The organism is Ruminococcus sp. RTP21484sp1_RTP21281st1_A8_RTP21281_210402 (assembly GCF_040914025.1).
GTDB classification, from domain to species: Bacteria; Bacillota; Clostridia; order Lachnospirales; family Lachnospiraceae; genus Blautia_A; species Blautia_A faecis.
In genome coordinates this window covers 2,288-28,123 of sequence record NZ_JBCPGE010000047.1, presented here as the reverse complement: position 1 = coordinate 28,123, position 25,836 = coordinate 2,288, and the positions used below count along the sequence as shown (strand labels likewise).

The window sequence follows — 25,836 nt, the reverse complement described above, 5'->3', positions numbered from 1 at the left end:
GAGAAAATGATGGAAACAATACAGGACGTACTTCAGCTGATTTTACAGGCCGATGATATCAAATATGTAAAAAATAGCGGTATATTAAATTATGGACTGGATTTGAAACAGGTGGTGGAACGTGAAATTGAATTGTCTGTTTGCAAGGGTGATAAGGAAATATTGCTTGCGATGAATTATGACATAGAGCAATGCTCTGTTCAATTTCAGATTGTAGACTGCACGGAGGAAGAGGAGAAGAAGATTATAGATCTGGATTTTGCTTTAAACGGTGCCGAAACTGCGGTGGATTTTACACAAGCGCTTAATTTATATTTGTTGAGTATCGGCTATATTGACGAAGACAACCTGGAAGAGTATCGCCAGAAGGTCAGCCGCCTGAGCTGAGAATAATATGTGAGGCGAAAATCAGTAACAATAAAAAAACAGCTCCCTGCGTGGTCAGAGAGCTGTTTTTTATTATACACCAGAATTATTTAACTGTAACGGTGATGTATTTGTTTACTGTCTTGTAGTTTTTAGCTTTAACAGTAACTTTTACCTGATAGGTACCTTTCTTGGTTCCCTTAGCAACTACGATCTTACCGTTTTTGTTAACTTTGATCTTGGAGTTGTTTGTTGTGTAAGAAACTTTACCAGTTTTCTTAGTTACTTTGATAGCTTTCTTAAGAGTCTTGCTGCTCTTCTTAACTGCAGAAGCCTTTACAGTATATTTATCAGCAGACTTTAAGGTTACCTTCTGAGTTTTAGCTTTGATCTTGTAAGTAAGAGTCTGTGTATATCCGGCATATTTTCCTTTACCGATGATGGTAACTTTGTATGTTCCGGCATTCTTACATGTTTTAACTTTTACTGTGTAGTATTTAGCTTTGATTGTTTTTCCAGCTTCATTCTTAACTACAACCTTTGGCTGCTGTTTCTTACCAGTGTAAGTTACAGTTTTCTTGGTAAGAGAAGCATTGAAAGATGTTTTTACAGGTGAATCTGCTGCAAAAACAGTAGTGCTGATGAGAAGCATCATTACTGCAGCCAGGATAGTCACAGCTACTTTTTTGAATGATTTCATTGGTAACACCCTCTATTTCTTAATTTAATGTATTTAATAAACGGTCTCCCCACGCAGACCCGTTTATCCGGAAGTTGGATTACTGTGAATAAAGTTCACAGCCGGTAAAAATAGTACAAACGGTTATTTTCCGGTAGAATTCTTATCTGCAGCAGCGGAGTCAGAGCTGTTTTTTTTATCCTTAGGCTCATAACCATAGCCGTATCCATAACCATAACCGTATTTTCCATAGCCATACTTGCCATAAGCACGTCCCTTTACATCGGCACGGTTCAGAACTGTACCGAGGAGCTTGCAGCCAGACTGCTGGATCTCATAAAGAGACTGCTTGATCAGAGTACGCGGTGTGGTACCAGCACGTACAACCAGAACTGCGCCGTCGCACAGAGAAGCGATAAGCGCTCCATCTGATACACTGCCAAGCGGCGGGGAATCTATAATAACAAAACGATAATTCTCTGAAAGGGTATTCAGAAGCTCTTTGAAACGAACATCTTCCAGAAGAGCGGAAGGATTCTCAAGGAGCTGTGTACACGGAACCATATAGCCGTTTGGAATATTGGTACTGTATATAACGTCCTCATATTCTGCCATACCGGAAAGATAGTGGTTCAGTCCCATAGTAGTGTCATCGTCGTAGTCCATCTGAAAACGTGTTTTCATAACGGATTTACGAAGGTCAACGTCTACCAGAACAGTAGGAAATCCTGCTTCTGCAAGCATTTTCCACAGGTAGGAGGAAATGGTACTCTTACCTTCATTAGGCTGGCAGCTGGTCAAAAGGATCTTGCGGGTATTTTTACCGCAGAATTTAATATTAATACGAAGTCGGTTCATTGCTTCGGAAACTGCATAGGGCAGCTCCGGAAGGTTTACATTAAGCTGGTTCATTATTTCGTACGACCTCTCTTTCTGCCGCGTCTGCGGTGCTGCTCCTCATCCAGATCGATTACCTGATCGCTGTCAGGGATAGTGGTAAGAGGTACCAGCCCAAAATATTTTTCCATATCATCTGCAGTATGAATGGTGTCATCCATCAGATATTTTACAATAAAGAATGCTGCACAGATGAGAAGTCCAAGCAGGGCACCGATTATGGTGAACTTGGTATAGCTTGGAGCCACTTTACTCTCAGGAAGTTTGGCAGGCTGTGCCAGATTCGGAGCAAGTGTGCTCATGGTATCTGGGAGATAATCAATGGCTTCCTCAGCCATAGTTTCAGCCAGATCCATAGCCATCTGCGGATCGGTAGAAGTAGCGGTGATCTCCAGAATACGGGTATCGCTTGGGTTGTTCAGTGAAAAAGCTTTAGCCAGTTCATCGGATGTAGAATCCAGATTCAGACGGTCAATAACACGGTTTAGTACCGGATAGCTGAGCATCAGCTGTTCATAGTCTGCAGTCAGGGAAGTACCAAGATTCAGGTCACTTAAATTGACTACAGAATCGTCTGAGGCAGATACTACGTAAAGCTTGGCTGTGGATTCATAGGTAGGTGCGATAAAGAAAAGGGAATACGCACCCAGAAGTACAGCGCCTGCAATAAGACTGATCAGCAGATAACGCCATTTGTCTAACAAGACGTTGCCTAGATCCACAAGGTCGATTTCCACCTCGTCGTTTGTGAGTTCTTCGTTCATGTCGGGTCTCCTTAATTTTGTTTATTGTAGCTGTTTAGAATCTTCTCTTCTACGATTTATTTTCTAACAGGAAAATTATTTCTTTTCCTTATAAAAAAGCGAAAGGATCGCTTCCTGAAGGCTGTTCGGATCAGGAGTGAAAGTCTGCCAGCCATCCTCGTCGAAGTCGGCAGTTCCTTCTATGGATACTTTCTCCTCCTCTTTCTCATCGGAAAGAAGAAGGGCAAGACGGGAAAACTTCTTGGCACTGATGTTGGTAGTCATGTAGTCCTCAAGTGCATGATAAAGATCCAGCGGGAACGTCTTATCTTCACTGCATTTCGCCTGGAAAACAGGCTTGAAAGCTTCCTCGTACTGGGCCTGACGGCTCATCCGGTTCTCGTTCAGTCCGTCGGCAACGGTCTTGCGCTCACGGATGAAGCGCTCAGCGTCCTTACCGTGCAGAGTTACGGTCTGTCCCTTGATCAGTGTGTCACTGTCCGGGAAATCATCCTCGATGGTGACGGTGACACCGCCAACCATATCATTTACCACTTCAATGGCGCTCATGTTTACCATTGCAAAGCCGTCAATCTTGTGACCGCCAAGGAGCGTGGAAACTGCATCCACAGTATTCTCTGCACGGGTCTCATGATCCAGGCTCATGGCGTGTGCCAGGGAAATCTGGCATTCTGTGGTATCTATGTAAGAGCCGTCATCTGCAAGGCTCTTCACCGGAGTCATGGTGTTCCGGTCGATGGTGAGAAACTTGCAGGTGTCTGTGCTTCTGTCGCGGACAAGCACAAGCAGCACATCACACTGACCGGTGCCGTCGTATTCCTTGATCTTGGTTACCTTATCCGGAGAATCAATTCCGGCGAAAAGGTAAGTCTCAAGATTCCCTTTCGGAACATAGGTAACACCTTTATAAGTAATCTGGTCAGTATCCTGTGTGGAAGAGGATGCGCTCCGGGTCACAGCATGGCTGTTGGCAGAAGTGAGAACACCTGCAGCTGAGCCTATGCCAAGAACGCCGGCGGCAAGTCCTATGGCGAGATATTTTATTTTTTTATTTTTATTCTGTCTGGAAATTTGATTATGACGCATTGATTCCTTTCTGCAGACCGAGGTATACTTCGCAGCTGTTCATTGGTAATGCTCCCCAAAATATCTTGCAGAACATTACCAGTGAACAGTGTTACTGTTCACTCCGTTCACAGCAACACGCTCCGCGATGCACAGAAATCATGCTTTTGCATGATTTCGCGCCGCAATTCTCGGGTTTTCTGTGAGCCTTGCTCACAAAAAACACCTCGCGGAACATTCCCTGTGAACAGTAACGGAACAGTACCTGTAAACCATCACTCTGAAAATTACATATTGACAAAACTTAGAATCTGTTATTTACTTCACATTATAAAATATCATATTGTATAAATATTATATGATACCAGTGTCAAAAGGTCAAAAAGCTGTTCGTGCTTGCACGATAAGGCTTTTGAGCTTGGGACACGCCAAATATGAGAAAGTAGCGATTTACGCAGTAAATCAGCGGATTTCGAATATTTGGAGGATTGCGGGAGCAGCGTAGCTGCGTAGCAATCCGGGTATCAAATGAGTGTCAAAAGACCTTTTGACACTCATTTCATTATATTGCTTTACCACAATATGTACTGATTTTATCACGGTTTGGTCTGGATATCAACCTGCTCTGTCATTTTTGGGCAAAATAAGGTGACGAAAAAAATCGTTTTCCTCTGGGATTTTTTGTGCTATACTTATACAACGTATAGATTTCAGAGGAAATTTACTGGAGGAAAAAATGGAAAATCGCGAACGATATAAGAGACTGATCATGTTTTTGGCGTCTGCGGTGATCATCGCTATTGAAACATTGCTTTTCGCCTATATCTGGTATAAATTTTATGCCCACAAGGAGGTCATCGGCAGACGCTTTGACAGAGGTAATCAGGTTGTCATTGGTTTGTATGTGCTGATGATATACTTCTTTTACAAAATTTACGGTGGTTTTAAGGTGGGTTATCTGCGGGTATTTGAAGTAATCTATTCCCAGATCCTGTCTGTGTGCTGCGTGAATTTTATTACCTATTTACAACTGTGCCTGATCGGCCGCTGGCGTCTGGGAGAGCATCTGACACCTATGCTGGCTATGACGGGGATTGACCTGGTGATCGTTGTCATATGGGTGGTTGGTATGCGTTATGTGTACACCAGACTGTATCCGCCCAGACAGATGCTGATGATTTATGGCGGACGTAATCCGGGAGATTTAAGGAATAAGTTTGAGACCAGAGAGGATAAATATGCCATTAAAGAGATGGCATCCCTTTCCCTTGGCCTTGACGTGATCAAGGAGAAGATCAACGGATATAAAGCAGTTGTGATCGGGGATATTCCGTCCCACGAACGAAATCTTCTTCTGAAATACTGCTTTGAGAAGGATATCCGCTGTTATTCTATTCCGAAGCTTTCTGATATTATGCTCCGGAATGCAGACGATATTCATTTATTTGATACCACGCTTCTTCTTTCCAGAAACCTGCGTCTGACAGCAGAGCAGCTGTTTTTCAAAAGAATTGTGGATATTATATTTTCCCTGGCAGGGCTGGTGATCGCATCTCCGTTTATGATTCTGATCGCACTTGCTATTAAGCTTTATGATGGCGGTCCTGTTTTTTATAAGCAGCCGCGTCTTACGAAGGATAAGCAGATCTTTATGATCTTGAAATTCAGAAGCATGAAAATGGACTCTGAAGTGAAGGGTGCCCAGCTGGCGAAGAAAGAGGATGACAGGATCACACCGGTCGGGAAGCTTATCCGCCGGATCCATTTCGATGAGCTGCCACAGATTTTTAATATCCTGAAAGGTGATATGTCTCTGGTAGGCCCAAGACCGGAGCGGCCGGAGATTGCTGCACTGTATAGTGAGAGGATTCCTGAATTTGATTACCGCCTGAAAGTGAAGGCCGGACTTACCGGTTATGCCCAGGTTTATGGTAAATACAACACGACACCTTATGATAAGCTGAAACTGGATCTCACCTATATTGAGACCTATTCTCTGAAGCTGGATCTGAAGCTTCTGATGCTTACCTTCAAAATCCTTTTCCAGAAGGAAAATACAGAAGGGGTTGAGGCATGGCAGAAGACAGCCGGCCAGGAGAAAAACGAGGAGAATGATTAAGACTGAGACTGAGGAGGAAATTTTATGTGTGGAATTGTTGGTTATGTAGGAGATGAACAGGCGGCACCGATTTTGCTGACAGGCCTTTCCAAGCTGGAGTACAGAGGCTATGATTCAGCCGGTATCGCAGTTCGAAACGAGGCAGCTGATAAGATCGCAATCGTAAAGGCGAAAGGGCGTCTGAAAACTCTGATCGAGAAGACAGACGGCGGCTCAGCCGTACCGGGTACCTGCGGCATCGGTCATACCCGCTGGGCGACTCATGGAGAGCCTTCTGAGATAAATGCCCATCCTCATTGTACAGATGATAAGTCCGTAGTACTTGTTCATAATGGAATTATCGAGAATTATCAGGAACTGAAGGCGAAGCTTCTTCGTTCCGGTTATACGTTCTATTCTCAGACAGATACAGAAGTGGCTGTGAAGCTGGTAGATTACTACTATAAGAAAACCGGAACCCCGTTGGAAGCAATCTCCAGAGCAATGCTCCGTATCCGCGGTTCTTATGCTTTTGGTGCTATTTTCAAGGACTATCCGGGTAAACTGTTTGCAGCCCGCAAGGACAGTCCGCTGATCATTGGAAAGAGCGAGAACGGAAGTCTTATTGCTTCTGATGTTCCTGCGATCCTGGATCAGACCAGAAGGGTTTATTATATCGGCAATCTTGAAATTGCGGAGCTTTCCCGTGATGAGATCCATTTCTATAATATCGACCGTGAAGAGATTGAGAAAGACGTTGTGGAGATCCAGTGGGATGCAGCTGCTGCTGAGAAGGGCGGCTATGAGCACTTTATGCTGAAAGAGATCCATGAGCAGCCGAAGGCTGTTCAGGACACCATTGGCGCTTATGTAAAAGATGGACACATTGATTTTTCTGAGACAGGGCTTACAGATGAGAAGCTGGCTTCTCTTAAGCGAATCTATATCATTGCCTGTGGTTCTGCTTACCATGTTGGCATGGTTGGCAAATATGTGATCGAATCCATGGCGAAGATCCCGGTTGAGGTGGATGTGGCTTCTGAGTTCCGTTACCGTGATCCGATCCTTGTGGAGGATTCCATGGTGGTTATTATTTCCCAGTCTGGAGAGACCGCAGACAGCCTGGCTGCCCTTCGTCTTGCCAGAGATAGAAATGTTCCGGTACTTAGCGTAGTCAATGTTGTAGGCTCCAGCATTGCAAGAGAGAGCGATTATACGTTATATACTTATGCGGGACCTGAGATTTCTGTTGCCACCACCAAGGCTTACAGCACCCAGCTGATCGCCATGTATCTGCTGGCTATTCAGAGCGCTTTTGTCCAGGGAAAGCTTGAGGAGGGGAATGTGACCCGTCTGCTTGCTGAGATGGAGACCCTGCCGGACAAGATCAGCCGTGTTCTGGATGATAAAGAGCGTATCCAGTGGTTTGCAAGCAAGTATGCAAATGCCCATGATATTTTCTTCATCGGACGAGGAATTGACTATGCCATCAGCATGGAAGGAAGCCTGAAGATGAAGGAAATCAGTTACATTCATTCTGAGGCTTACGCAGCAGGGGAGCTGAAGCACGGAACGATCAGCCTTGTAGAGGATGGTACTCTGGTGATCGGTGTGATGACCCAGAAGGATCTTTTTGAGAAGACACTGAGCAATATGGTTGAGGTAAAGAGCCGTGGTGCTTATCTGATGGGACTGACCAGCTATGGCAATTACAGTATTGAGGATACCGCTGATTTCTCCGTATATGTTCCCAAGACGGAGAAGTATTTCACAACCAGTCTTGCAATTGTTCCGCTGCAGCTGATGGGATATTATGTCAGCGTAGCGAAGGGCCTGGATGTGGACAAGCCGAGAAACCTGGCGAAATCTGTTACTGTAGAATAATGTTATTAAATTACTGAATTATATTTCCAAACAACAGAAAAAAGACAATATTGTTATAAACGTAAACATGGCGCGGAGAAGTGGCTTCTTCGCGCTGTTTATTTGGAAACGAAATAGTGGGATTGTTCGAACAAAATGGGGCGTGAAAAAGATATGGAAGAAAAAAGGTACAGGATCATAGGTACTGCCGGACATATTGATCATGGTAAAACCTGGCTGGTCAAGGCGCTGACAGGCACGGATACGGATCGCCTGGCAGAGGAAAAAAGGCGGGGGATTACAATTGAAAATGGTTTTGCGTTTCTGAAATTTCCGGATGGCAGGGAAGCCGGGATTATTGATGTGCCAGGCCATGAAAGGTTTATAAAGAATATGCTGGCTGGAGCTGGCGGAATTGATATTGCCATGGTAGTGATCGCAGTAGATGAGGGAGTTATGCCTCAGACCAGGGAACATCTGGCAATACTTTCCCTGCTTGGTATTCGAAAGGGTGTGCTTGTGCTCACCAAAGGTGACCTGGAATGGAAAAAGGGACTTGACCAGGAAATCAGGGAATTTGCAGAGGGAACGTTTCTGGAAAATGCGGATGTGGTAGTGACCAGTGCTGTGGATGGGCGTGGGATTGAGGAACTGCGCAGGGTGTTGTGGAAACTGTGCACAGCCGGAAAAACCACGGAAAATCAGAATCTTTCCCGAAATGAAAGTGACAGCTGCACAGGCAGAATGGGTACAAAAGCATCTGCGTTTCGCCTGCCCATAGATCGTGTATTTTCTTTAAAGGGCTTTGGAACCGTAGTGACAGGGACGCTGCTTGATGGCAGTTTAGGCTTGGATTATGACGCTATGCTTTATCCCAGAGCTGAAAGGATAAAAATCCGAGGAATTCAGGTGCATGGACAGGAAGTATCCGAAGCTGTTCCGGGACAGCGGGTGGCAGTGAACCTTCCGGGAATTGGAAAAGAACAGATCTCCCGGGGAGAAATCCTGGCAACAGCAGGAAGTATGGAAGGTACCATGATCGCAGATGTACGGCTGCAGCTGTTGAAATCAGGACAGCGTTCTTTAAAAAGCGGTACCCGTGTTCATCTTTATCATGGGGCAGCAGAACTGGTGTGTAAAATAATTCTGTTTGACAGAGAAGTGCTGAAGCCCGGTGAAGAGGCCGTAGTCCAGCTTCGGATGGAGCAGGTGACGGCAATGAAAGCAGGGGATCATTTTGTTATAAGATTTTATTCGCCGGTAGAAACCATCGGCGGTGGAGTTGTGCTGAATCCCAATGGGGTAAAAAGGAAAAAAAGACAGAATGCAGATGCTGTTGTTCATTGCGCATGTACCGGAAAGGAAAGAAAAAAAGCACACGCTTCAGGAAAAATAACAGAAGAAATATGTGGGAATTCTGTCTTTTTGCAGCTGCAGGAATTATATCTGAAATCGGGCTTTATGCCTCCGCTGACAGATGAAGTGAAGAAAGTATTTTCCGGTGAGCGGGATTTTTCAGAAGTGTTCTTTGCCATGGTGCGGGACGGTGTTCTTGTACGGTTTGACGAGAAGCATTATATGCACTGGGAAATACGGCAGAAAGCTCTGGATATGGCGTATCTGTTATATGAAGAAAAGGGGATGATCCAGACTGGAGAATTTCGTGACCGTCTGGGAATATCCCGTAAATGTGCGATCATACTGCTGGAGGGGTTTGACAGAGAGCGGATTACAGTTATGGAAAATGGAGGAAGAGTGTTAAAACGAAACTTGCAGCAGGCAGACCGGTCTCAATGAGAAGAGTAAGAGTGGAAAGCTGGGTACGTTTTTTGGCGGGAACATATGGGAATCGAACCCATCCGGGACGGGATTAGCGCCCCACACTGGTTTTGAAGACCAGGAGGCACACCGGCACCTATCTGCTCCCAGTGAGAGTATAGCGGAGATTGGAAGCTTCGTCAACTACAGTCTTTGGGTCAGAAACCTTTCTTTGATTCCCTATTGACTAAGAGGGGGCAGATAAAGTAGAATAGTATTATTCGGGATAGTGTACCTTGTAGCCTTTTTCAAACATGCTATGGTATGGAGGAGCTGTTGAATTGGGCTGTGTTTTGCATATCCCGATTATAATGGATGTTTTCACATTACCAGATTACAGTATTGAAGAATATCCGAAGAGGAGAAAAATATGGCAGAGACAGTTAGAGTTGTAGTAGATGCCATGGGCGGAGACAACGCTCCGGCAGAACCAGTGAAAGCAGCTGTAGAGGCTGTTGCCGAGAGGGAAGACATTGATGTGATCCTTACCGGCAGGCAGGATGTAATTGAGAAAGAGCTGAGTAAATTTCAGAATTACCCCAAGGAAAGAATCCAGATCGTGAATACCACAGAGGTGATCGAGACAGCAGAGCCTCCGGTTCTGGCAATCCGTAAGAAGAAAGATTCTTCCATTGTGGTAGGACTGAATCTTGTGAAGAAGCAGGAAGCAGAAGCATTTGTTTCCTCTGGAAGCTCAGGCGCTATTTTAGTAGGTGGTCAGGTGATCGTAGGAAGAAGCAAAGGAGTACAGCGTCCGCCGCTGGCACCCTTGATTCCTACCCAGAATGGTGTGTCACTTCTTATTGACTGCGGTGCGAACGTAGATGCCAGACCAGAGCATCTGGTACAGTTTGCGAAGATGGGTTCCATCTATATGGAAGACGTGGTTGGAATCAAGAACCCTCGTGTAGCCATTGTAAACATTGGTGCAGAGGAGGAGAAGGGAAATGCCCTTGTGAAAGAGACGTTCCCTCTTTTGAAGGAATGCCCGGGGATCAATTTTATTGGAAGTATTGAAGCAAGGGATATTCCAGCTGGTTATGCAGATGTGATTGTCTGCGAGGCTTTTGTCGGGAACGTGATCCTGAAGCTTTATGAAGGACTTGGAAGTACCTTTATGAAGATGCTTAAAACCGGCCTTATGAAAGACACCCGCAGCAAGGTTGGAGCTCTTCTGGTGAAACCGGCCGTCAAAGAAACTATGAAGGCATTTGATGCAAGTGAGTACGGCGGAGCCCCTCTTCTGGGTCTTAAGGGACTGGTTGTGAAGACACACGGCAGTGCCAGGGCGGTTGAGATTCGTCACGCTATTTTTCAGTGTGTTCAGTTCAGACAGCAGAAGATCAATGAGAAAATCGCTGCCCATATGGTGGAAGAGACACCAGAAAAAGCATGATCATCCATGCATTGCAGCAGACTCTTCGGCAAAGACCTGCCGGGGGTCTGCCAGCTAGTCAGAGGGAAGGAAGTTTATCATGGAAAAAAAGTTAAAAGCATTGGAGAACCGGATCGGTTATGAGTTCAGGAACAGAAACCTTCTGATCCTTGCACTGACACATAGTTCTTATGCCAACGAGAAGAAGCTTGGTAAGGCAGGCTGCAACGAGCGTCTGGAGTTTCTTGGAGATGCAGTTCTGGAGCTGATCAGCAGTGATTTTCTTTATAAGAAATTCACCCAGATTCCAGAGGGCGAATTGACCAAGAAGAGAGCCAGCCTGGTTTGCGAACCCAGTCTTGCTTATTGTGCAAGAGATTTCGGACTGCCGCAGTATCTGCTCCTTGGAAAAGGTGAGGATATGACCGGTGGAAGAAACCGTGACTCTATTGTTTCCGATGCAACAGAGGCTCTGCTTGGAGCTATCTATCTGGACGGTGGTTTTGCTAGCGCAAAGGAGTTTGTTCTGAAATTCATTCTGAACGATCTTGAGAATAAACAGCTCTTTTATGATAGCAAGACCATCCTGCAGGAAATCGTACAGGAGAAGGGAACCCATCTTGTGGAGTACCATCTGATAAAAGAAGAAGGCCCGGATCACAATAAAAGCTTTACCGTGGATGTGCTTGTCAGCGGTCATGTGATGGGTACCGGAGTAGGACATACCAAGAAAGCTGCCGAACAGGAAGCTGCTTACCAGGCAATCCGGAAGATGAGAAAATAATAACAAGGATTCGAATACATGTATTTAAAAAATATTGAAGTGCACGGGTTTAAGTCCTTTGCACAGAAAATCAATTTCGAATTTCATAATGGAATTACGGGAATCGTTGGTCCCAACGGCAGTGGGAAAAGCAACGTAGGTGATGCGGTCCGCTGGGTTCTTGGAGAACAGAGTGCCAAGCAGCTTCGAGGCGGAAACATGCAGGACGTTATTTTTTCCGGCACGGAGACCAGAAAGCCCCTTAGCTTTGCTTCTGTTGCCATTACTCTGGATAACAGCGATCACAAGCTTCCGGTTGATTTTAATGAGGTTACGGTTACCCGAAGACTTTACCGCTCCGGTGAAAGTGAATATCTTATTAATGGAAGTGCCTGTCGTCTGAAGGATATTAATGAGATGTTTTACGATACCGGTATTGGGAAAGAGGGCTATTCCATCATCGGGCAGGGACAGATCGATAAGATCTTAAGTGGTAAGCCGGAAGAGCGCCGTGAGCTTTTTGACGAAGCTGCCGGAATCGTAAAGTTTAAGCGAAGAAAGGCAACTACCATTAAGAAGCTGCAGGACGAGCAGGCGAACCTGGTGCGTGTTACCGATATTTTAAGTGAGCTTACCAGACAATTGGGCCCTTTGGAGCGCCAGTCCGAGACAGCCAGAATTTATCTTGCCAAAAGAGACACTTTGCGGGAACTGGATGTGAACAGTTTTCTTCTGGAAAACGAGGAGACCAGCCGTGAATTAAAAGAGCTGGATACCAAGAATACCCGGGCTGCTGAGGAGCTGGAGGAGAATCAGAAGGCCTACGAGCAGACGAAAGTGGAATATGATCGTCTGGAAGAGGAACTGGAACAGTTGAATTCCCAGATGGATCAGCTGCGTGAAGAGACGCAGAATAAGGCAATCCGCAGGCAGCAGCTGGATGGCGAGACCAAGGTACTTCGGGAACAGATTTTGTCCGGAGTGCAGAGTGAAGAACATTACAAGAGCCGTCTGCAGTCCATTGAGGCGGATCTGAAGGAACGCCAGGAGTCTCTGGAGAGGCAGGAGGCGGAGAAATCCCAGCTCCATGCAGCTCTTCTGGAAGCAAGGAAGCGCCAGGAGGCAGAAGAGGACCGGATTTCCAATATTCAGGCACAGATCGAAGAGTGCTCCCAGGCAGTGGAGAATGGCAAGAACGAGATTATCGAGCTTCTCAATACCCGTGCCACTACCAAAGGAAAAGCCCAGCGTTTCGATACCATGATGGAGCAGATCGATATCCGTAAAGCGGGAATCAGTCAGAGACAGCTTCATTTGAAAACAGAGGAAGCCCAGCAGCAGAGTGAGCTGGAGAGGGCAAAGGAGAAGTTTCAGGGAATTACCACACTTATCCAGGACATGAATGCAGAGTGTCAGCGCCTGGATAATGAAGTACATAAAATTACAGATGAATTAAAGAAACAGAACGGCCAGATGGAAATCGGCCAGAGCGCATATCACCGTGAGGCTTCCAGGCTGGAATCTTTGAAAAATATTACAGAGCGCTATGACGGATACGGAAACAGTATCCGCCGTGTAATGGAACAGAAGGACCGAGTACCGGGAATTAAGGGTGTTGTAGCAGATCTGATCCAGGTAAATAAGGAGTATGAGATCGCCATTGAGACGGCTCTTGGCGGAAGTATTCAGAACATTGTCACAGACAATGAACAGACTGCCAAGCACATGATTGAATTTCTGAAGAAAAACCGTTTCGGCCGTGCTACGTTCCTTCCGCTTAACAGTATCAATACCAGAAGTGGTTTTACCCAGAGGGATGCGCTGCAGGAGCCGGGAGTGATCGGGCTTGCCAGTGAACTGGTAACTACAGGTCCGGAGTATGCCGGACTTGCTACTTATCTTCTGGGTCGTGTGCTTGTGGTGGATCACATTGACAATGCCATTGCCATTGCGCGAAAGTACCGGCACAGTCTTCGTATGGTAACTGTGGAGGGGGAATCCTTCAGCCCGGGCGGTTCTATGTCAGGTGGTTCTTTTAAGAATAACAGCAACCTTCTTGGCCGCCGCCGTGAGATCGATGAACTGGAATCCAGTGTGAAGGCTCTTCGAAAAGATATGGATGACATGCAGACTGCTATTAATGATAATCGAAGCAAGCGTAATGTTATGCGTGACACCATTGCAGATCTGCAGGAAAAACTGCGTCAGCAGTATGTTGCCCAGAACACGGCGAAGATGAACATTAACCAGGTAGAGGCCAAGACAAAGGAAATCCAGGCTGGCTACGGAGAGATTCAGAGAGAGCAGATGGAAATCCGCCGTCAGATCGAGGAGGCAGAGGCTGATCACAGCAAGATTGCCGAAGAATTGAAGGCTTCTGAGCAGGATGAGAAAGAACTGGAGACTTTTATCCAGAATAAACAGGAAGAATTAGAGAACTGGAGGGCTGAGGAGCAGGAGGTTTCCAGGAAACTGGAGGCTCTTCGCCTGGAAGCAAGTACAGCCCAGCAGAAAGAAAGCTTCGCAGCAGAGACTCTGGGCCGTCTGACCCATGAGATGGAAGCTCTTCGCCAGGAGGAAGCAGATATTTATGAAACGCTGGAGCTTGGCGGCGAAGAGAATGAGAGAAAGCGCCAGTCTGTAGAGAACCTGGAGGCAGTGATCCGGACTTTGGAAGAGGATGAAACCAAGGCGAAGGCTCAGATGGAGAGCTGGCAGAGTGTGAAGGATGAAAAAAATGCCAGCCACAAGGCATTTTTTGAGAAGCGGGATCAGCTGTCCGGCAGGATTTCACTTCTGGACAAAGAGTGTTACCGTCTGAAAAGCCAGATCGAGAAGCTGGAAGAGCACAGGGAATCTCAGATTTCCTATATGTGGAATGAGTATGAGATCACCCCGAACAATGCCCTTCAGTACAAAAAAGAAGAGCTGAACGATCTGAAAGCCATGAAGAAAGAAATTGCCCAGGTGAAGGATGAAATCCGTAAGCTTGGTAACGTTAATGTAAATGCAATTGAGGAATATAAGGAGATTTCAGAGCGTCATGCTTTCCTTTCCGGACAGTATGAGGATCTGAAAACCGCAGAAGCACAGCTGGAGAACATTATCCAGGAACTGGATGAGGGAATGCGTAAACAGTTTACGGAGAAATTCCAGGATATCCAGAGAGAGTTTGACAAGGCTTTCAAGGAATTGTTTGGAGGCGGTAAGGGCACTCTGGAGCTTGAGGAAGACGTGGACATTCTGGAAGCAGGAATTCGTATTATTTCCCAGCCGCCAGGCAAAAAGCTTCAGAATATGATGCAGCTTTCCGGTGGTGAGAAGGCACTTACTGCAATCGCACTTTTGTTTGCAATCCAGAATCTGAAGCCGTCGCCATTCTGTCTTCTTGATGAGATCGAGGCGGCACTTGACGATTCGAATGTAGGTCGTTTCGCAGGCTATCTTCAGAAGTTGACGAAGAACACGCAATTTATTATAATAACACACAGGCGTGGTACTATGAATGCCGCAGACAGACTTTATGGTATTACCATGCAGGAGAAAGGCGTCTCCACGCTGGTTTCCGTTGATCTTGTGGAAAACCAGCTTACGCAGTAAAAGGAGGAGAGGAAATGGCAGAGGAAAAGAAGGGCTTTTTTAAAAGACTTGTCAGTGGCCTGACAAAAACAAGAGACAACATTGTGGCAGGATTCGATTCTCTTTTCACCGGCTATTCAACAATAGATGATGATTTTTATGAGGAACTGGAAGAAATCCTAATCATGGGTGACATTGGAATCAATGCTACCACAGCCATTCTGGACAAATTAAAAGACCAGGTGGAGATCCGGAATATCAGGGATCCCAAGGAGTGCAAGCAGCTTCTTATTGATACCATCAAGGAGCAGATGACGGTGGACAGCACAGAGTACGAGTTTGAAAACCGTAAATCCGTTATTCTTGTGATCGGTGTCAATGGTGTTGGAAAAACAACTTCCGTTGGAAAACTTGCCGGCAAGCTGAAGGACCAGGGCAAAAAGGTTATTCTTGGTGCTGCGGATACTTTCCGTGCAGCGGCAGGGGAACAGCTGACCCAGTGGGCGAACCGGGCAGGAGTGGAGATCATTGGCGGTCAGGATGGAGCAGACCCGGCATCAGTTGTCTATGATGCAGTGGCAGCAGCCAAGGCCCGCAATGCAGACGTTCTGATCTGTGATACCGCAGGAAGACTTCATAATAAGAAGAATCTTATGGAAGAGCTTCGCAAGATTTACCGCATTCTGGAGAAGGAATATCCGGAAGCGTATCTGGAAACTCTGGTGGTTCTGGATGGAACGACAGGACAGAACGCACTTGTGCAGGCAAGACAGTTTGCAGAGGTGGCAAATGTAACCGGTATCATTCTTACCAAGCTTGATGGTACAGCCAAGGGTGGTATTGCGGTGGCAATCCAGTCTGAGCTTGATATTCCGGTGAAATATATCGGCGTTGGTGAGAGCATTGACGATTTACAGAAATTCGATGCAAATTCTTTTGTGGATGCGTTGTTTGACATTCATCCGGATGAAAACTAACCCCACAGACTACAGGAGGAAAAATAAAAATGCTTACATTAGAGAGTTTTGAAGAAGCGGCAGAAATAGTTAAGCAGGTAACCCAGGAGACCAAGCTGGTGAAGAGCAGTTATTTCTCTGAACTCACTGGAAACAAGGTCTTCTTCAAACCAGAGAACATGCAGAGAACAGGTGCATATAAGGTGCGTGGAGCTTATTATAAGATCAGTACTCTTTCCGACGAGGAGAGGGGCAAAGGCCTGATCACAGCTTCCGCTGGAAATCATGCACAGGGTGTGGCATATGCGGCACACAAATACGGTGTGAAGGCCGTGATCGTAATGCCGACCACTACACCGCTTATTAAAGTAGAGCGTACAAAAGGGTATGGCGCAGAGGTTATTCTTCATGGTGATGTTTATGATGAGGCCTGTGCATATGCTCTGGAGCTTGCTGAAGAAAAGGGCTATACCTTTATTCATCCTTTTGATGATCCTGCAGTTGCTACCGGCCAGGGAACCATTGCTATGGAGATCATTCAGGAGCTTCCTCTTGTAGATTATATTCTGGTGCCAATCGGTGGAGGCGGACTTGCAACAGGTGTATCCACACTTGCCAAGCTTCTTAATCCTCATATTAAAGTAATCGGTGTAGAGCCAGCAGGTGCAGCCTGTATGAAGGCTTCTCTTGAGAAAGGGGAGGTTGTTACACTGCCCCATGTAAACACCATTGCAGATGGTACTGCAGTTCAGACTCCGGGCTCTCATATTTTCCCATATATCCAGGAGAATCTGGATGAAATCATCACGGTTGAGGATGATGAGCTGATCGTTGCATTCCTGGATATGGTAGAGAATCACAAGATGATCGTTGAGAATTCAGGACTTCTGACAGTGGCTGCGCTTCGTCATCTTGATTTCAAGAATAAAAAGGTTGTGTCCATTTTAAGTGGTGGAAATATGGATGTGATTACCATGTCTTCTGTAGTACAGCATGGCTTGATCCAGCGTGACAGAATCTTTACCGTATCTGTTCTTATCCCGGATAAGCCTGGTGAACTGGTACGTGTGGCTTCTATTATTGCAGAGAATCAGGGAAATGTTATCAAGCTGGATCATAACCAGTTTGTAAGCACAAACCGTAATGCAGCTGTAGAACTGAAGATCACTCTGGAGGCGTTTGGTACAGACCATAAGAATCAGATCGTGAAAGCGCTGGAGACTGCCGGATGCAGACCGAAAGTAATTCGCGCAAGTCTGTAATTGAAAAATAGAAGCATTTCCCCGCCTTGCAGTTAATAACTGAAGCAACATTACAAATGGTATGAATAAAGTTTGGTATGAATAAAGTTAGTTACTGTTCACTCCGTTCACAAAAAACACCTCGCGGAATGTTACCAGTGAACAGTAACTAAAGTTAGTCTATGTGCTTTGGGCGTTTTGCATATTCATGTAAAAAATGGGGAGTGTTTGCTGAAATGATTATAAATAAGTACAACTGTGTTGGTTAAAAAAAGGATCGGCATGGCGGTGAATATAAGGAGTAGCAAACTATGAAAAAAGTAATTTTAACAGGAGACCGCCCTACAGGCCGTCTTCATGTGGGACATTATGTAGGCTCTTTATCTGAGCGTGTAAAGCTTCAGAATTCCGGAAATTATGACGAGATTTATATTATGATCGCGGATGCCCAGGCGCTTACTGATAACGCAGAGCACCCGGAGAAGGTTCGTCAGAATATTATCCAGGTAGCACTTGATTATCTGGCTTGTGGGATTGATCCGGAGAAATCCACAATTTTCATCCAGTCTATGGTTCCGGAGCTTACAGAGCTTACTTTCTATTATATGAATCTGGTTACAGTAGCCCGTGTTCAGCGTAACCCTACTGTGAAATCTGAGATCCAGATGCGTAATTTCGAAGCCAGCATTCCGGTTGGATTCTTCTGCTATCCGATCAGCCAGGCTGCTGATATTACAGCCTTCCGTGCAACAGCAGTTCCGGTTGGAGAGGATCAGCTTCCTATGCTGGAGCAGTGCAAAGAGATCGTACACAAGTTTAACACAGTATATGGTGAGACACTTACAGAGCCGGAGATCGTACTTCCTTCCAACAAGGCGTGCCTGCGTCTGCCAGGTATTGACGGTAAGGCAAAAATGAGTAAATCTCTTGGAAACTGCATTTATCTTTCCGATGAGGCAGATGAGGTTAAGAAGAAGGTTATGTCCATGTTCACGGATCCGAATCATCTTCGTGTTCAGGATCCGGGAAATGTTGATGGCAATCCGGTATTTATTTATCTGGATGCTTTCTGCAAACCAGAATACTTCCCGGAATTTCTTCCGGATTATCAGAACCTGGACGAGCTGAAAGACCATTATAAGAGAGGCGGACTTGGAGATGTTAAGGTTAAGAAGTTCCTGAACAACGTTCTTCAGGCTGAGCTTGGCCCGATTCGAGAGCGCCGTAAAATGTGGGAGCAGCGTATTCCGGATGTCTATGATATTTTAAGAGAGGGCAGTAAGGTGGCTGAGGCAAAGGCAGCTGAGACTCTGAGGGATGTAAAGGCTTCTATGAAAATTAATTATTTTGATGATGATAGTTTGATTCAGTAAAATATGTGAATTTTAAGTTGACATTTCGTTGGTTATGGCATATGCTGATAGTAGCTAAGGAATGCGGTGAAATTCCATGCGGCGAAATGAAAGCCCCCAGAGTTGCAGCTCTGAGGGCTTTCTTGCTCGTTACGGTGAGTTGATCCGTTTAGGCTGTTGCTGCCTATTGTTTACCGTCCAGCCATTTGCATATGTAGTAGCTAACTACACCTGCTAAAACGGAAACAAGAAATGCGGTGAAAATTTCTTCCATGTGATTCACCTCCTTTCTGCTGGAGGCTCGGCAGCTTTTATAGTATAACATAAGGGCGGACAATTAGAGATAGCGTATAATAAATCTGGACATATAAAAAATATTGCATGTAAAGAAAAAACACTTGACACACATCGCAAAATACGGTATGATACCCAAGGTGATAACGAATGGAAAAGTTTGTAGAACGTACTTTGCTCTATGATTTTTACGGAGAGCTTCTTACGAAGAGACAGCAGCAGATCTACGAGAGTGTAGTTCTGGAGGATTATTCTTTAAGTGAGGTTGCAGAGGAACTGAATATCAGCCGTCAGGGCGTACATGATATGATCAGACGCTGTGACAAAGCACTGGAAGGATATGAAGAGAAGCTGCATCTGGTGGAGAAGTTTGTGAATATCCGGGGACAGGTACAGAAGATACATGAGCTTGCATCCGGATATCACGCTGATGATATTGAGGCAATATCCAATGTGATTTTAGAGGAGTTATAATTCATGGCATTTGAAAGCTTAACAGATAAACTTCAGAATGTATTCAAGAAGCTGAGAAGCAAAGGCCGTCTGACCGAAGAGGATGTTAAGATTGCTCTTAAAGAAGTTAAGATGGCACTCCTTGAAGCAGACGTTAACTTCAGAGTCGTGAAACAGTTCACGAAATCTGTACAGGAACGTGCAGTTGGACAGGACGTTATGAACGGACTGAACCCAGGCCAGATGGTCATCAAGATTGTAAATGAAGAGCTGGTTAATCTTATGGGAAGCGAGACTACAGAGCTTCCGATCAAGCCTGGCAATGATCTGACTGTCATTATGATGGCAGGTCTTCAGGGAGCTGGTAAGACCACTACGGCAGCCAAGCTTGCAGGTAAGATCAAGTCTAAAGGTAAGAGACCTCTTCTGGTAGCCTGTGACGTTTACAGACCCGCAGCGATCACTCAGTTGCAGGTAAACGGTGAGAAACAAGGCGTGGAAGTCTTTACCATGGGTGATAAACAGAGCCCGGTAGACATAGCCAAGGCAGCTGTTGCACATGCCAAGACGAATCAGCAGAATGTAGTGATCATTGATACAGCAGGACGTCTTCATGTCGATGAGGATATGATGCAGGAGCTTGCTGATATTAAGTCTAATATTGAGGTAGATGCTACAGTCCTTGTAGTAGATGCCATGACCGGACAGGATGCAGTCAATGTAGCCCAGACCTTTGCAGAGAAGGTTGGAATCGATGGAGTGATCCTGACCAAGATGGATGGTGATACCCGAGGTGGTGCAGCTCTTTCCATCAAGTCCGTAACTGGCAAGCCAATCCTGTATGTAGGTATGGGAGAGAAGTTATCCGATCTGGAACAGTTTTATCCGGAGAGAATGGCATCCCGTATCCTTGGTATGGGAGATGTAATGAGTCTGATTGAGAAGGCAGAAGCAGCCGTGGATCAGGAAGCAGCCCAGGAGATGTCCAAGAAGCTGAAGAAGATGGATTTTGATTTCAATGACTATCTTACCAGCCTTGAACAGATGAATAAGATGGGCGGAATCTCTAGTATTCTGAATATGCTCCCAGGTGTGGGAAGCAAGATGAAAGATGTGGAGAGCATGATCGATGAGAAAGCAATGGACAGAACCAAATCCATTATTCTTTCCATGACCCCACAGGAGCGTTCCAATCCGGGAATCCTAAACCTTTCCCGCAAGAATAGGATTGCCAGAGGCGCAGGTGTGGATGTTACAGAAGTCAATCGCCTTGTGAAGCAGTTTGAGCAGAGCAAGAAGATGATGAAGCAGATGCCGGGTCTCATGGGCGGCGGCAAAATGGGTGGTAAAAGAGGCGGCTTTAAGCTCCCTTTTTAACATAAAATAATTAAATTAACTAATAAAGAGAAAGTAAATTGGAGGAAAATTAAAATGGCAGTTAAGATCAGATTAAGAAGAATGGGACAGAAGAAAGCACCTTACTATAGAATCGTTGTTGCAGATTCCCGCAGCAAACGTGATGGAAGATGTATCGAAGAGATCGGAACATACGATCCGAACCAGGAGCCAAGCGTATGCAAGGTTGACGAAGAGGCAGCTAAGAAATGGCTTGCAAACGGTGCTCAGCCTACAGAGGTTGTTGCTAAGATCCTCAAACAGGCCGGAATCGAGAAATAATTTAAGGAGTATCTTAGAGGTTGCCAGAATGGTTCAGATTGCACAGTATTTTCTGTGAAAGTCGTGAACTGTAACCGGCAATTTTCAGGGGGTATTTCTGTGACGTCCAGATGAGGGCATTTTTGAATATGCTCCGGGGCGGGATCAGGGAGGTGTGTAATGAAAGAATTAGTAGAAGTAATTGCAAAATCTCTTGTTGAAAATCCGGACGAAGTAGTCGTTACCGAAACAGAAAAGGATGACGCTGTTGTTATCGAACTGAAGGTAGGACCATCTGATATGGGTAAGGTGATCGGACGTCAGGGCAGAATCGCCAAGGCCATCCGTACCGTAGTAAAAGCGGCTTCTTCCAAAAGCAGCAAAAAAGTGATTGTAGATATTCTGCAATGATAAGCAAGATATATGGATGCAGGAGCTGTGGAGACATGGCTCCTGTTTTTACTTATGAAAGTCCTGGACGGCAGACATATTCGTTTTTTGTAGAGGAGTTTTGAATGGAAGATTTATTAAAGGTTGGAGTAATTACCACCACTCATGGCGTGCGGGGAGAAGTAAAAGTATTCCCTACCACAGATCCGGAGCGTTTCCTGGATCTTGAATACGTGATTCTGGATGCTGGCAGAGAGATGAAAAAGCTGGAAATCCGTAACGTGAAATTTTTTAAGAATCTTGTGATCCTGAAATTTGACGGGATTGATAATATAAATGATATTGAAATGTACAAAGGCAGAGACCTGTGGGTTCCCAGAGAAGAAGCCCAGGAACTGGATGAAGATGAATATTACATCGGCGACCTGATTGGCATGGAAGTGGTTCTGGAGGACAACACCCATTTCGGAACCCTGAAAGATGTTATGGAGACAGGAGCCAATGATGTTTACGTAGTAGAGCTTCCTGATCATCAGGAAGTACTTCTCCCGGCAATCAGGGAATGCATCCTTGATGTTGACCTGGAGGAGAATGTGATGACGGTACATTTGATGAAAGGACTTTTGTAAATGAAATTCCATGTTTTGACCCTTTTTCCGGAAATGATCCGGAATGGAATGAACACCAGCATTACAGGACGTGCCATTAATGCAGGAATCCTTTCTGTGGAGGCCATAAATATCCGCGACTATGCTTTTAACAAGCACCAGAAAGTAGATGATTATACTTACGGCGGCGGTGCTGGAATGCTGATGCAGGCAGAACCGGTTTACCTGGCTTATGAAGCGATTGCCGAGAAAGCAGGGAAGCGCCCCCGTGTGGTTTATCTCACCCCGCAGGGACAGGTGTTTAATCAGCAGATGGCAAGAGACATGGCGAAAGAGGAAGACCTGGTTTTCCTTTGCGGTCACTATGAGGGAATTGATGAGCGTGTTCTGGAAGAAATTGTGACGGATTATGTGTCTATCGGAGACTATGTGCTTACAGGCGGCGAGCTTCCGGCCATGGTTATGATGGACTCTATTTCCCGCATGGTTCCAGGCGTGCTCAGCAATCAGGAGTCTGGCGAGACCGAGTCCTTTGCAGGAAACCTTCTGGAATATCCCCAGTACAGCCGCCCGGAAGAGTGGCATGGTAAAAAGGTTCCGGAGGTTCTTATGTCCGGTCATCATGCAAATATAGAGAAGTGGCGCAGAGAGCAGTCTATCATTCGTACAGCCAGAAGGCGTCCGGATCTGCTGAAAAAGGCAGATCTCACCAACAAAGAATGGAATTTTGTGCGGCAGCTGAAAAAGCAGTGGAAAGAGGAGGAATCCAAAGATGAGAACATCTGATTTTTACTATGAGCTCCCTCAGGAGCTGATCGCCCAGGATCCGCTGGAGGATAGAAGTTCTTCCAGACTTATGCATCTTTCTATGGCAGATGGCAGTATTGAGCATCGCCATTTCAGGGATATACTGGACTATCTGAATGAAGGTGATACTTTGGTTATCAATGATACCAAGGTTATTCCGGCAAGGCTTTACGGTCACAAGGAAGAGACTGGCGCAGTGATCGAAATCCTTCTTCTGAAAAGAAGAGAGAACGATATCTGGGAATGCCTGGTAAAGCCTGGCAAAAAGGCTCGTCCAGGTGCCAAAATCACATTTGGCGACGGCATTTTAGAGGGCGAGATCATCGACGTGGTGGACGAAGGCAACCGTCTGATCCAGTTCCATTATGAAGGCATTTTTGAGGAGATTTTGGACCAGCTGGGAGAGATGCCGCTGCCGCCATATATCACTCATAAATTAAAGGATAAGAATCGCTACCAGACTGTTTATGCAAAGAATGAGGGTTCCGCAGCAGCTCCTACAGCAGGTCTGCATTTCACCAAAGAACTTCTGGAACAGGTGAAAGCCAAGGGCGTAAATATTGCCCATGTAACGCTTCACGTAGGTCTTGGAACTTTCCGTCCGGTTAAAGTAGATGATGTAGAACAGCATCACATGCATTCTGAATTTTACATTGTGGAAGAAGACCAGGCGAAGCTGATCAACGATACCAAGAAAAATGGCGGACGTGTGATCGCAGTTGGAACTACCAGCTGCCGTACACTGGAGTCTGCAACTGGTGAGGATGGAGTCCTGAAATCCGGAAGTGGCTGGACTGAAATTTTCATCTATCCAGGCTATAAATTTAAGATGATCGACGGTCTGATCACCAACTTCCATCTGCCGGAATCCACACTGGTTATGCTGGTGTCTGCACTGGCTGGAAAAGAGAATATTCTGCATGCCTATGAGGTGGCAGTGCAGGAGAAGTACCGGTTCTTTTCATTTGGAGATGCGATGCTGATATTATAATCAAAAAATACCCCCGGAGCTTTCGCTCTGGGGGTGCTGAATAACATATTTTTTCTATCCGATCCAGGAACTTCTTTCCTGGATTTTTTTCATAATTCTGGTCTTTTCATCCCCTTCAGCAGGTGTTGGCTGGTAATTGTTATAGCCGTAAGCGGAGGAGATGGAACATGGGATGATATTTGTTACATTATCTGCTTTTACGCCGTCGTTTGAGATGGTAAAGGTCTGCTGGAAAATCATACTGTCCATGTCACTTGGGGCGCTGTTTCCGCCGAAGCAGAAGTTTCCAAGGCTGTATACAATATTCTTTCCTTTATATTCTTCAATTCCCTGAAGTACATGAGGATGATGTCCACACACAAGATCAGCACCAAGGTCAATGGCAAGATGTCCAAGTGTGGTCTGATTGGAGTCTGGAACGGTTTCTTTTTCATTTCCCCAGTGGAAGATAACGATGATCAGCTCTGCGCCATCTTCTTTTACCTTGGCAATGTTGTCTTTCAGCTGCTGTTCACGCTCTAGATGATCGTATAACTCATAGATTCCCACAAGACCTACTTTTACCCCTTTTATATCCATTACAGCCGTCTCATCATAGCCGAAATGAACAATTCCCTGGGCATCCAGGGCATCCATGGTATCCTGAAAGCTCTGCTCGCCGTAATCATGGCTGTGGTTGTTGGCTGTGTTTACTGCTTCTACAGAACTGCTGGAGTAAATTCCTGCAAAAGATGCGGGTGCTTTGAATGCGAAGGTTTTATCCTCGCGGCTGCTGCTGTCTGTGAAGGTTCCTTCATTGTTGGCGATAGTCAGGTCATCTGTTTCAAAAATGCTCTTTACATTCTGTAAAAAGTATTCTTTTCCATAATTTTCAAAATATGCATTCAGGCTGGTACTGTAATCGAAGGCTTCATCTGTACCAAGGGTACAGTCTCCCACAACGCTTATAGTAAGGGTGACTGGGGTGTCGTGCTTCGATTTTGTTGAAACAGTATCGCTGCTTTCGGAATCAGAAGATGAATCTGAGCTGTCACTGGAAGATTCTGCAGTCTGCTTAGCTCCATCGGCAAATGAAGAATCGTTCTTTTCGCTGTCAGAAGAAAGAGCAGAACCAGTTGTATTTTCGTCGGTTGCGTTGTTTATATTCGAAGAGTTTACACTCTTTGTCTTTCCTGCACATCCCCGGACGATCAGGAGCAGTACCACCAGCAGCAGGACACCACCTGCGGTCATACAGATCTGCCGGATTTTTTTCTGGCGCCGGCGGTAATATTTGGATTTTTTGTATAAATTCTTTTTCTTTTGCATACGTCTGTCCTCATATGGCTTTTGTATATGATGTCGCCGACAGGCGACGTGTTTGTTCCGTATAAACATTGAGGCAAAAATCCATAGGTCATGTTTTGAGTGAATAGCCCTGTGAACTTTTGCCTTTGATTTACATTACAATAATATTTATCTGAAGAATTTATCGTAATAACCCATCACGAAAATCAACAGTACAATAAGCGGCAGTACATAGGTAAGATATGGACGTGCCCACTTCGGGAATTTAATGCCGTTTCCTGTATCCGCTTCTTTGATGAAATTGTCCCATCCCCATCCGTAGCGGGTTACGCAGAACAGCAGGTAAACAAGGCTTCCAAGCGGAAGCAGGTTATTGGAGATGATGAAGTCCTCCAGATCCTGGATGGTGCTTCCTGCGCCCAGTGGCTGAAATCCGCTCCATACGTTGAAACCAAGTACGCATGGCATGGATAAAACAAAGATTGCAATTCCGTTTACCAGAACTGCCTTCTTACGGCTCCAGCTCCACAGATC

At 45.6% G+C, this 25,836-nt stretch carries 22 protein-coding genes, 1 tRNA gene and 1 pseudogene; 17 read left to right on the top strand and 7 right to left on the bottom strand.

Annotated elements, in window-relative coordinates:
• Positions 1-6 precede the first annotated feature (6 nt).
• Positions 7-387 carry a hypothetical protein gene (locus AB5170_RS18180; protein ID WP_173717715.1) on the top strand — a complete coding sequence of 127 codons (381 nt, stop codon included), beginning with the start codon at positions 7-9 and terminating at the stop codon, positions 385-387.
• An 85-nt stretch (positions 388-472) separates the two neighbouring features.
• Here the strand turns inward: AB5170_RS18180 and AB5170_RS18175 are convergent, their stop codons facing one another.
• The 4 genes from AB5170_RS18175 to AB5170_RS18160 form a co-directional block, all read right to left on the bottom strand.
• Positions 473-1,066 (bottom strand): hypothetical protein, encoded by a 594-nt coding sequence (locus AB5170_RS18175; protein WP_173717716.1) that lies wholly within the window; start codon positions 1,064-1,066, stop codon positions 473-475.
• 123 nt (positions 1,067-1,189) lie between these two features.
• Positions 1,190-1,957 carry a CpsD/CapB family tyrosine-protein kinase gene (locus AB5170_RS18170; protein WP_173717717.1) on the bottom strand — a complete coding sequence of 256 codons (768 nt, stop codon included), beginning with the start codon at positions 1,955-1,957 and terminating at the stop codon, positions 1,190-1,192.
• The gene (locus AB5170_RS18165; protein ID WP_173717718.1) at positions 1,957-2,706 is read right to left on the bottom strand and encodes a YveK family protein; all 750 of its coding nucleotides are present in this window, start codon (positions 2,704-2,706) and stop codon (positions 1,957-1,959) included. The genes AB5170_RS18170 and AB5170_RS18165 overlap by 1 nt, the downstream gene beginning before the upstream one ends.
• A 75-nt stretch (positions 2,707-2,781) precedes the next feature.
• On the bottom strand, positions 2,782-3,792 hold the full coding sequence (locus AB5170_RS18160; protein WP_195477890.1) for an LCP family protein: 1,011 nt from the start codon (positions 3,790-3,792) through the stop codon (positions 2,782-2,784).
• A gap of 715 nt (positions 3,793-4,507) precedes the next feature.
• On the opposite strand from AB5170_RS18160, the gene AB5170_RS18155 reads away from it, so the two are divergent.
• The 3 genes from AB5170_RS18155 (at position 4,508) to selB (ending at position 9,529) form a co-directional block, all read left to right on the top strand.
• Complete coding sequence (locus AB5170_RS18155; protein WP_173717140.1) at positions 4,508-5,890, top strand: exopolysaccharide biosynthesis polyprenyl glycosylphosphotransferase; 1,383 nt, start codon at positions 4,508-4,510, stop codon at positions 5,888-5,890.
• A gap of 24 nt (positions 5,891-5,914) precedes the next feature.
• The gene (gene glmS, locus AB5170_RS18150) at positions 5,915-7,753 is read left to right on the top strand and encodes a glutamine--fructose-6-phosphate transaminase (isomerizing) (RefSeq protein ID WP_368361818.1); all 1,839 of its coding nucleotides are present in this window, start codon (positions 5,915-5,917) and stop codon (positions 7,751-7,753) included.
• A 135-nt stretch (positions 7,754-7,888) separates the two neighbouring features.
• Positions 7,889-9,529, top strand: a complete 1,641-nt coding sequence (gene selB, locus AB5170_RS18145) for a selenocysteine-specific translation elongation factor (RefSeq protein ID WP_173717142.1) — start codon at positions 7,889-7,891, stop codon at positions 9,527-9,529.
• A 33-nt stretch (positions 9,530-9,562) separates the two neighbouring features.
• Here selB and AB5170_RS18140 read toward each other — a convergent pair.
• Positions 9,563-9,659 (bottom strand) — tRNA-Sec (locus AB5170_RS18140).
• A 261-nt stretch (positions 9,660-9,920) separates the two neighbouring features.
• On the opposite strand from AB5170_RS18140, the gene plsX reads away from it, so the two are divergent.
• From plsX to queA, 13 genes are all read left to right on the top strand, one after another.
• A complete protein-coding gene (gene plsX, locus AB5170_RS18135; protein ID WP_118578869.1) occupies positions 9,921-10,946 on the top strand; it encodes a phosphate acyltransferase PlsX in 1,026 nt (341 codons plus the stop codon).
• 79 nt (positions 10,947-11,025) lie between these two features.
• Complete coding sequence (rnc, locus tag AB5170_RS18130; RefSeq protein WP_118578867.1) at positions 11,026-11,709, top strand: ribonuclease III; 684 nt, start codon at positions 11,026-11,028, stop codon at positions 11,707-11,709.
• An 18-nt stretch (positions 11,710-11,727) separates the two neighbouring features.
• Positions 11,728-15,288 (top strand): chromosome segregation protein SMC, encoded by a 3,561-nt coding sequence (smc, locus tag AB5170_RS18125; RefSeq protein WP_368361817.1) that lies wholly within the window; start codon positions 11,728-11,730, stop codon positions 15,286-15,288.
• A 14-nt stretch (positions 15,289-15,302) separates the two neighbouring features.
• Positions 15,303-16,244 (top strand): signal recognition particle-docking protein FtsY, encoded by a 942-nt coding sequence (gene ftsY, locus AB5170_RS18120; protein WP_118578863.1) that lies wholly within the window; start codon positions 15,303-15,305, stop codon positions 16,242-16,244.
• 29 nt (positions 16,245-16,273) lie between these two features.
• The gene (gene ilvA / locus AB5170_RS18115) at positions 16,274-17,485 is read left to right on the top strand and encodes a threonine ammonia-lyase (RefSeq protein WP_118578861.1); all 1,212 of its coding nucleotides are present in this window, start codon (positions 16,274-16,276) and stop codon (positions 17,483-17,485) included.
• 290 nt (positions 17,486-17,775) lie between these two features.
• The gene (gene trpS / locus AB5170_RS18110; protein WP_173771378.1) at positions 17,776-18,837 is read left to right on the top strand and encodes a tryptophan--tRNA ligase; all 1,062 of its coding nucleotides are present in this window, start codon (positions 17,776-17,778) and stop codon (positions 18,835-18,837) included.
• 423 nt (positions 18,838-19,260) lie between these two features.
• The gene (gene ylxM, locus AB5170_RS18105; protein ID WP_118578857.1) at positions 19,261-19,584 is read left to right on the top strand and encodes a YlxM family DNA-binding protein; all 324 of its coding nucleotides are present in this window, start codon (positions 19,261-19,263) and stop codon (positions 19,582-19,584) included.
• A gap of 3 nt (positions 19,585-19,587) precedes the next feature.
• A complete protein-coding gene (gene ffh / locus AB5170_RS18100) occupies positions 19,588-20,940 on the top strand; it encodes a signal recognition particle protein (RefSeq protein WP_173771380.1) in 1,353 nt (450 codons plus the stop codon).
• 54 nt (positions 20,941-20,994) lie between these two features.
• Positions 20,995-21,240: a 30S ribosomal protein S16 gene (gene rpsP, locus AB5170_RS18095; protein WP_117852013.1), complete on the top strand. Its 246-nt coding sequence runs from the start codon at positions 20,995-20,997 to the stop codon at positions 21,238-21,240.
• Positions 21,241-21,399: 159 nt separating this feature from the next.
• On the top strand, positions 21,400-21,630 hold the full coding sequence (locus AB5170_RS18090) for a KH domain-containing protein (RefSeq protein WP_021926512.1): 231 nt from the start codon (positions 21,400-21,402) through the stop codon (positions 21,628-21,630).
• Positions 21,631-21,734: 104 nt separating this feature from the next.
• Positions 21,735-22,238: a ribosome maturation factor RimM gene (rimM, locus tag AB5170_RS18085; protein ID WP_173771382.1), complete on the top strand. Its 504-nt coding sequence runs from the start codon at positions 21,735-21,737 to the stop codon at positions 22,236-22,238.
• Complete coding sequence (gene trmD / locus AB5170_RS18080) at positions 22,239-23,003, top strand: tRNA (guanosine(37)-N1)-methyltransferase TrmD (protein ID WP_173771384.1); 765 nt, start codon at positions 22,239-22,241, stop codon at positions 23,001-23,003. It begins immediately after the preceding gene.
• On the top strand, positions 22,990-24,015 hold the full coding sequence (gene queA, locus AB5170_RS18075; RefSeq protein WP_118578849.1) for a tRNA preQ1(34) S-adenosylmethionine ribosyltransferase-isomerase QueA: 1,026 nt from the start codon (positions 22,990-22,992) through the stop codon (positions 24,013-24,015). The genes trmD and queA overlap by 14 nt, the downstream gene beginning before the upstream one ends.
• Before the next feature lie 54 nt (positions 24,016-24,069).
• On the opposite strand, the gene AB5170_RS18070 is transcribed toward queA, so the two are convergent.
• A complete protein-coding gene (locus AB5170_RS18070; RefSeq protein ID WP_173771386.1) occupies positions 24,070-25,323 on the bottom strand; it encodes a CapA family protein in 1,254 nt (417 codons plus the stop codon).
• 147 nt (positions 25,324-25,470) lie between these two features.
• Positions 25,471-25,836, bottom strand: a pseudogene (locus tag AB5170_RS18065) (sodium-dependent transporter); the annotation flags it as partial.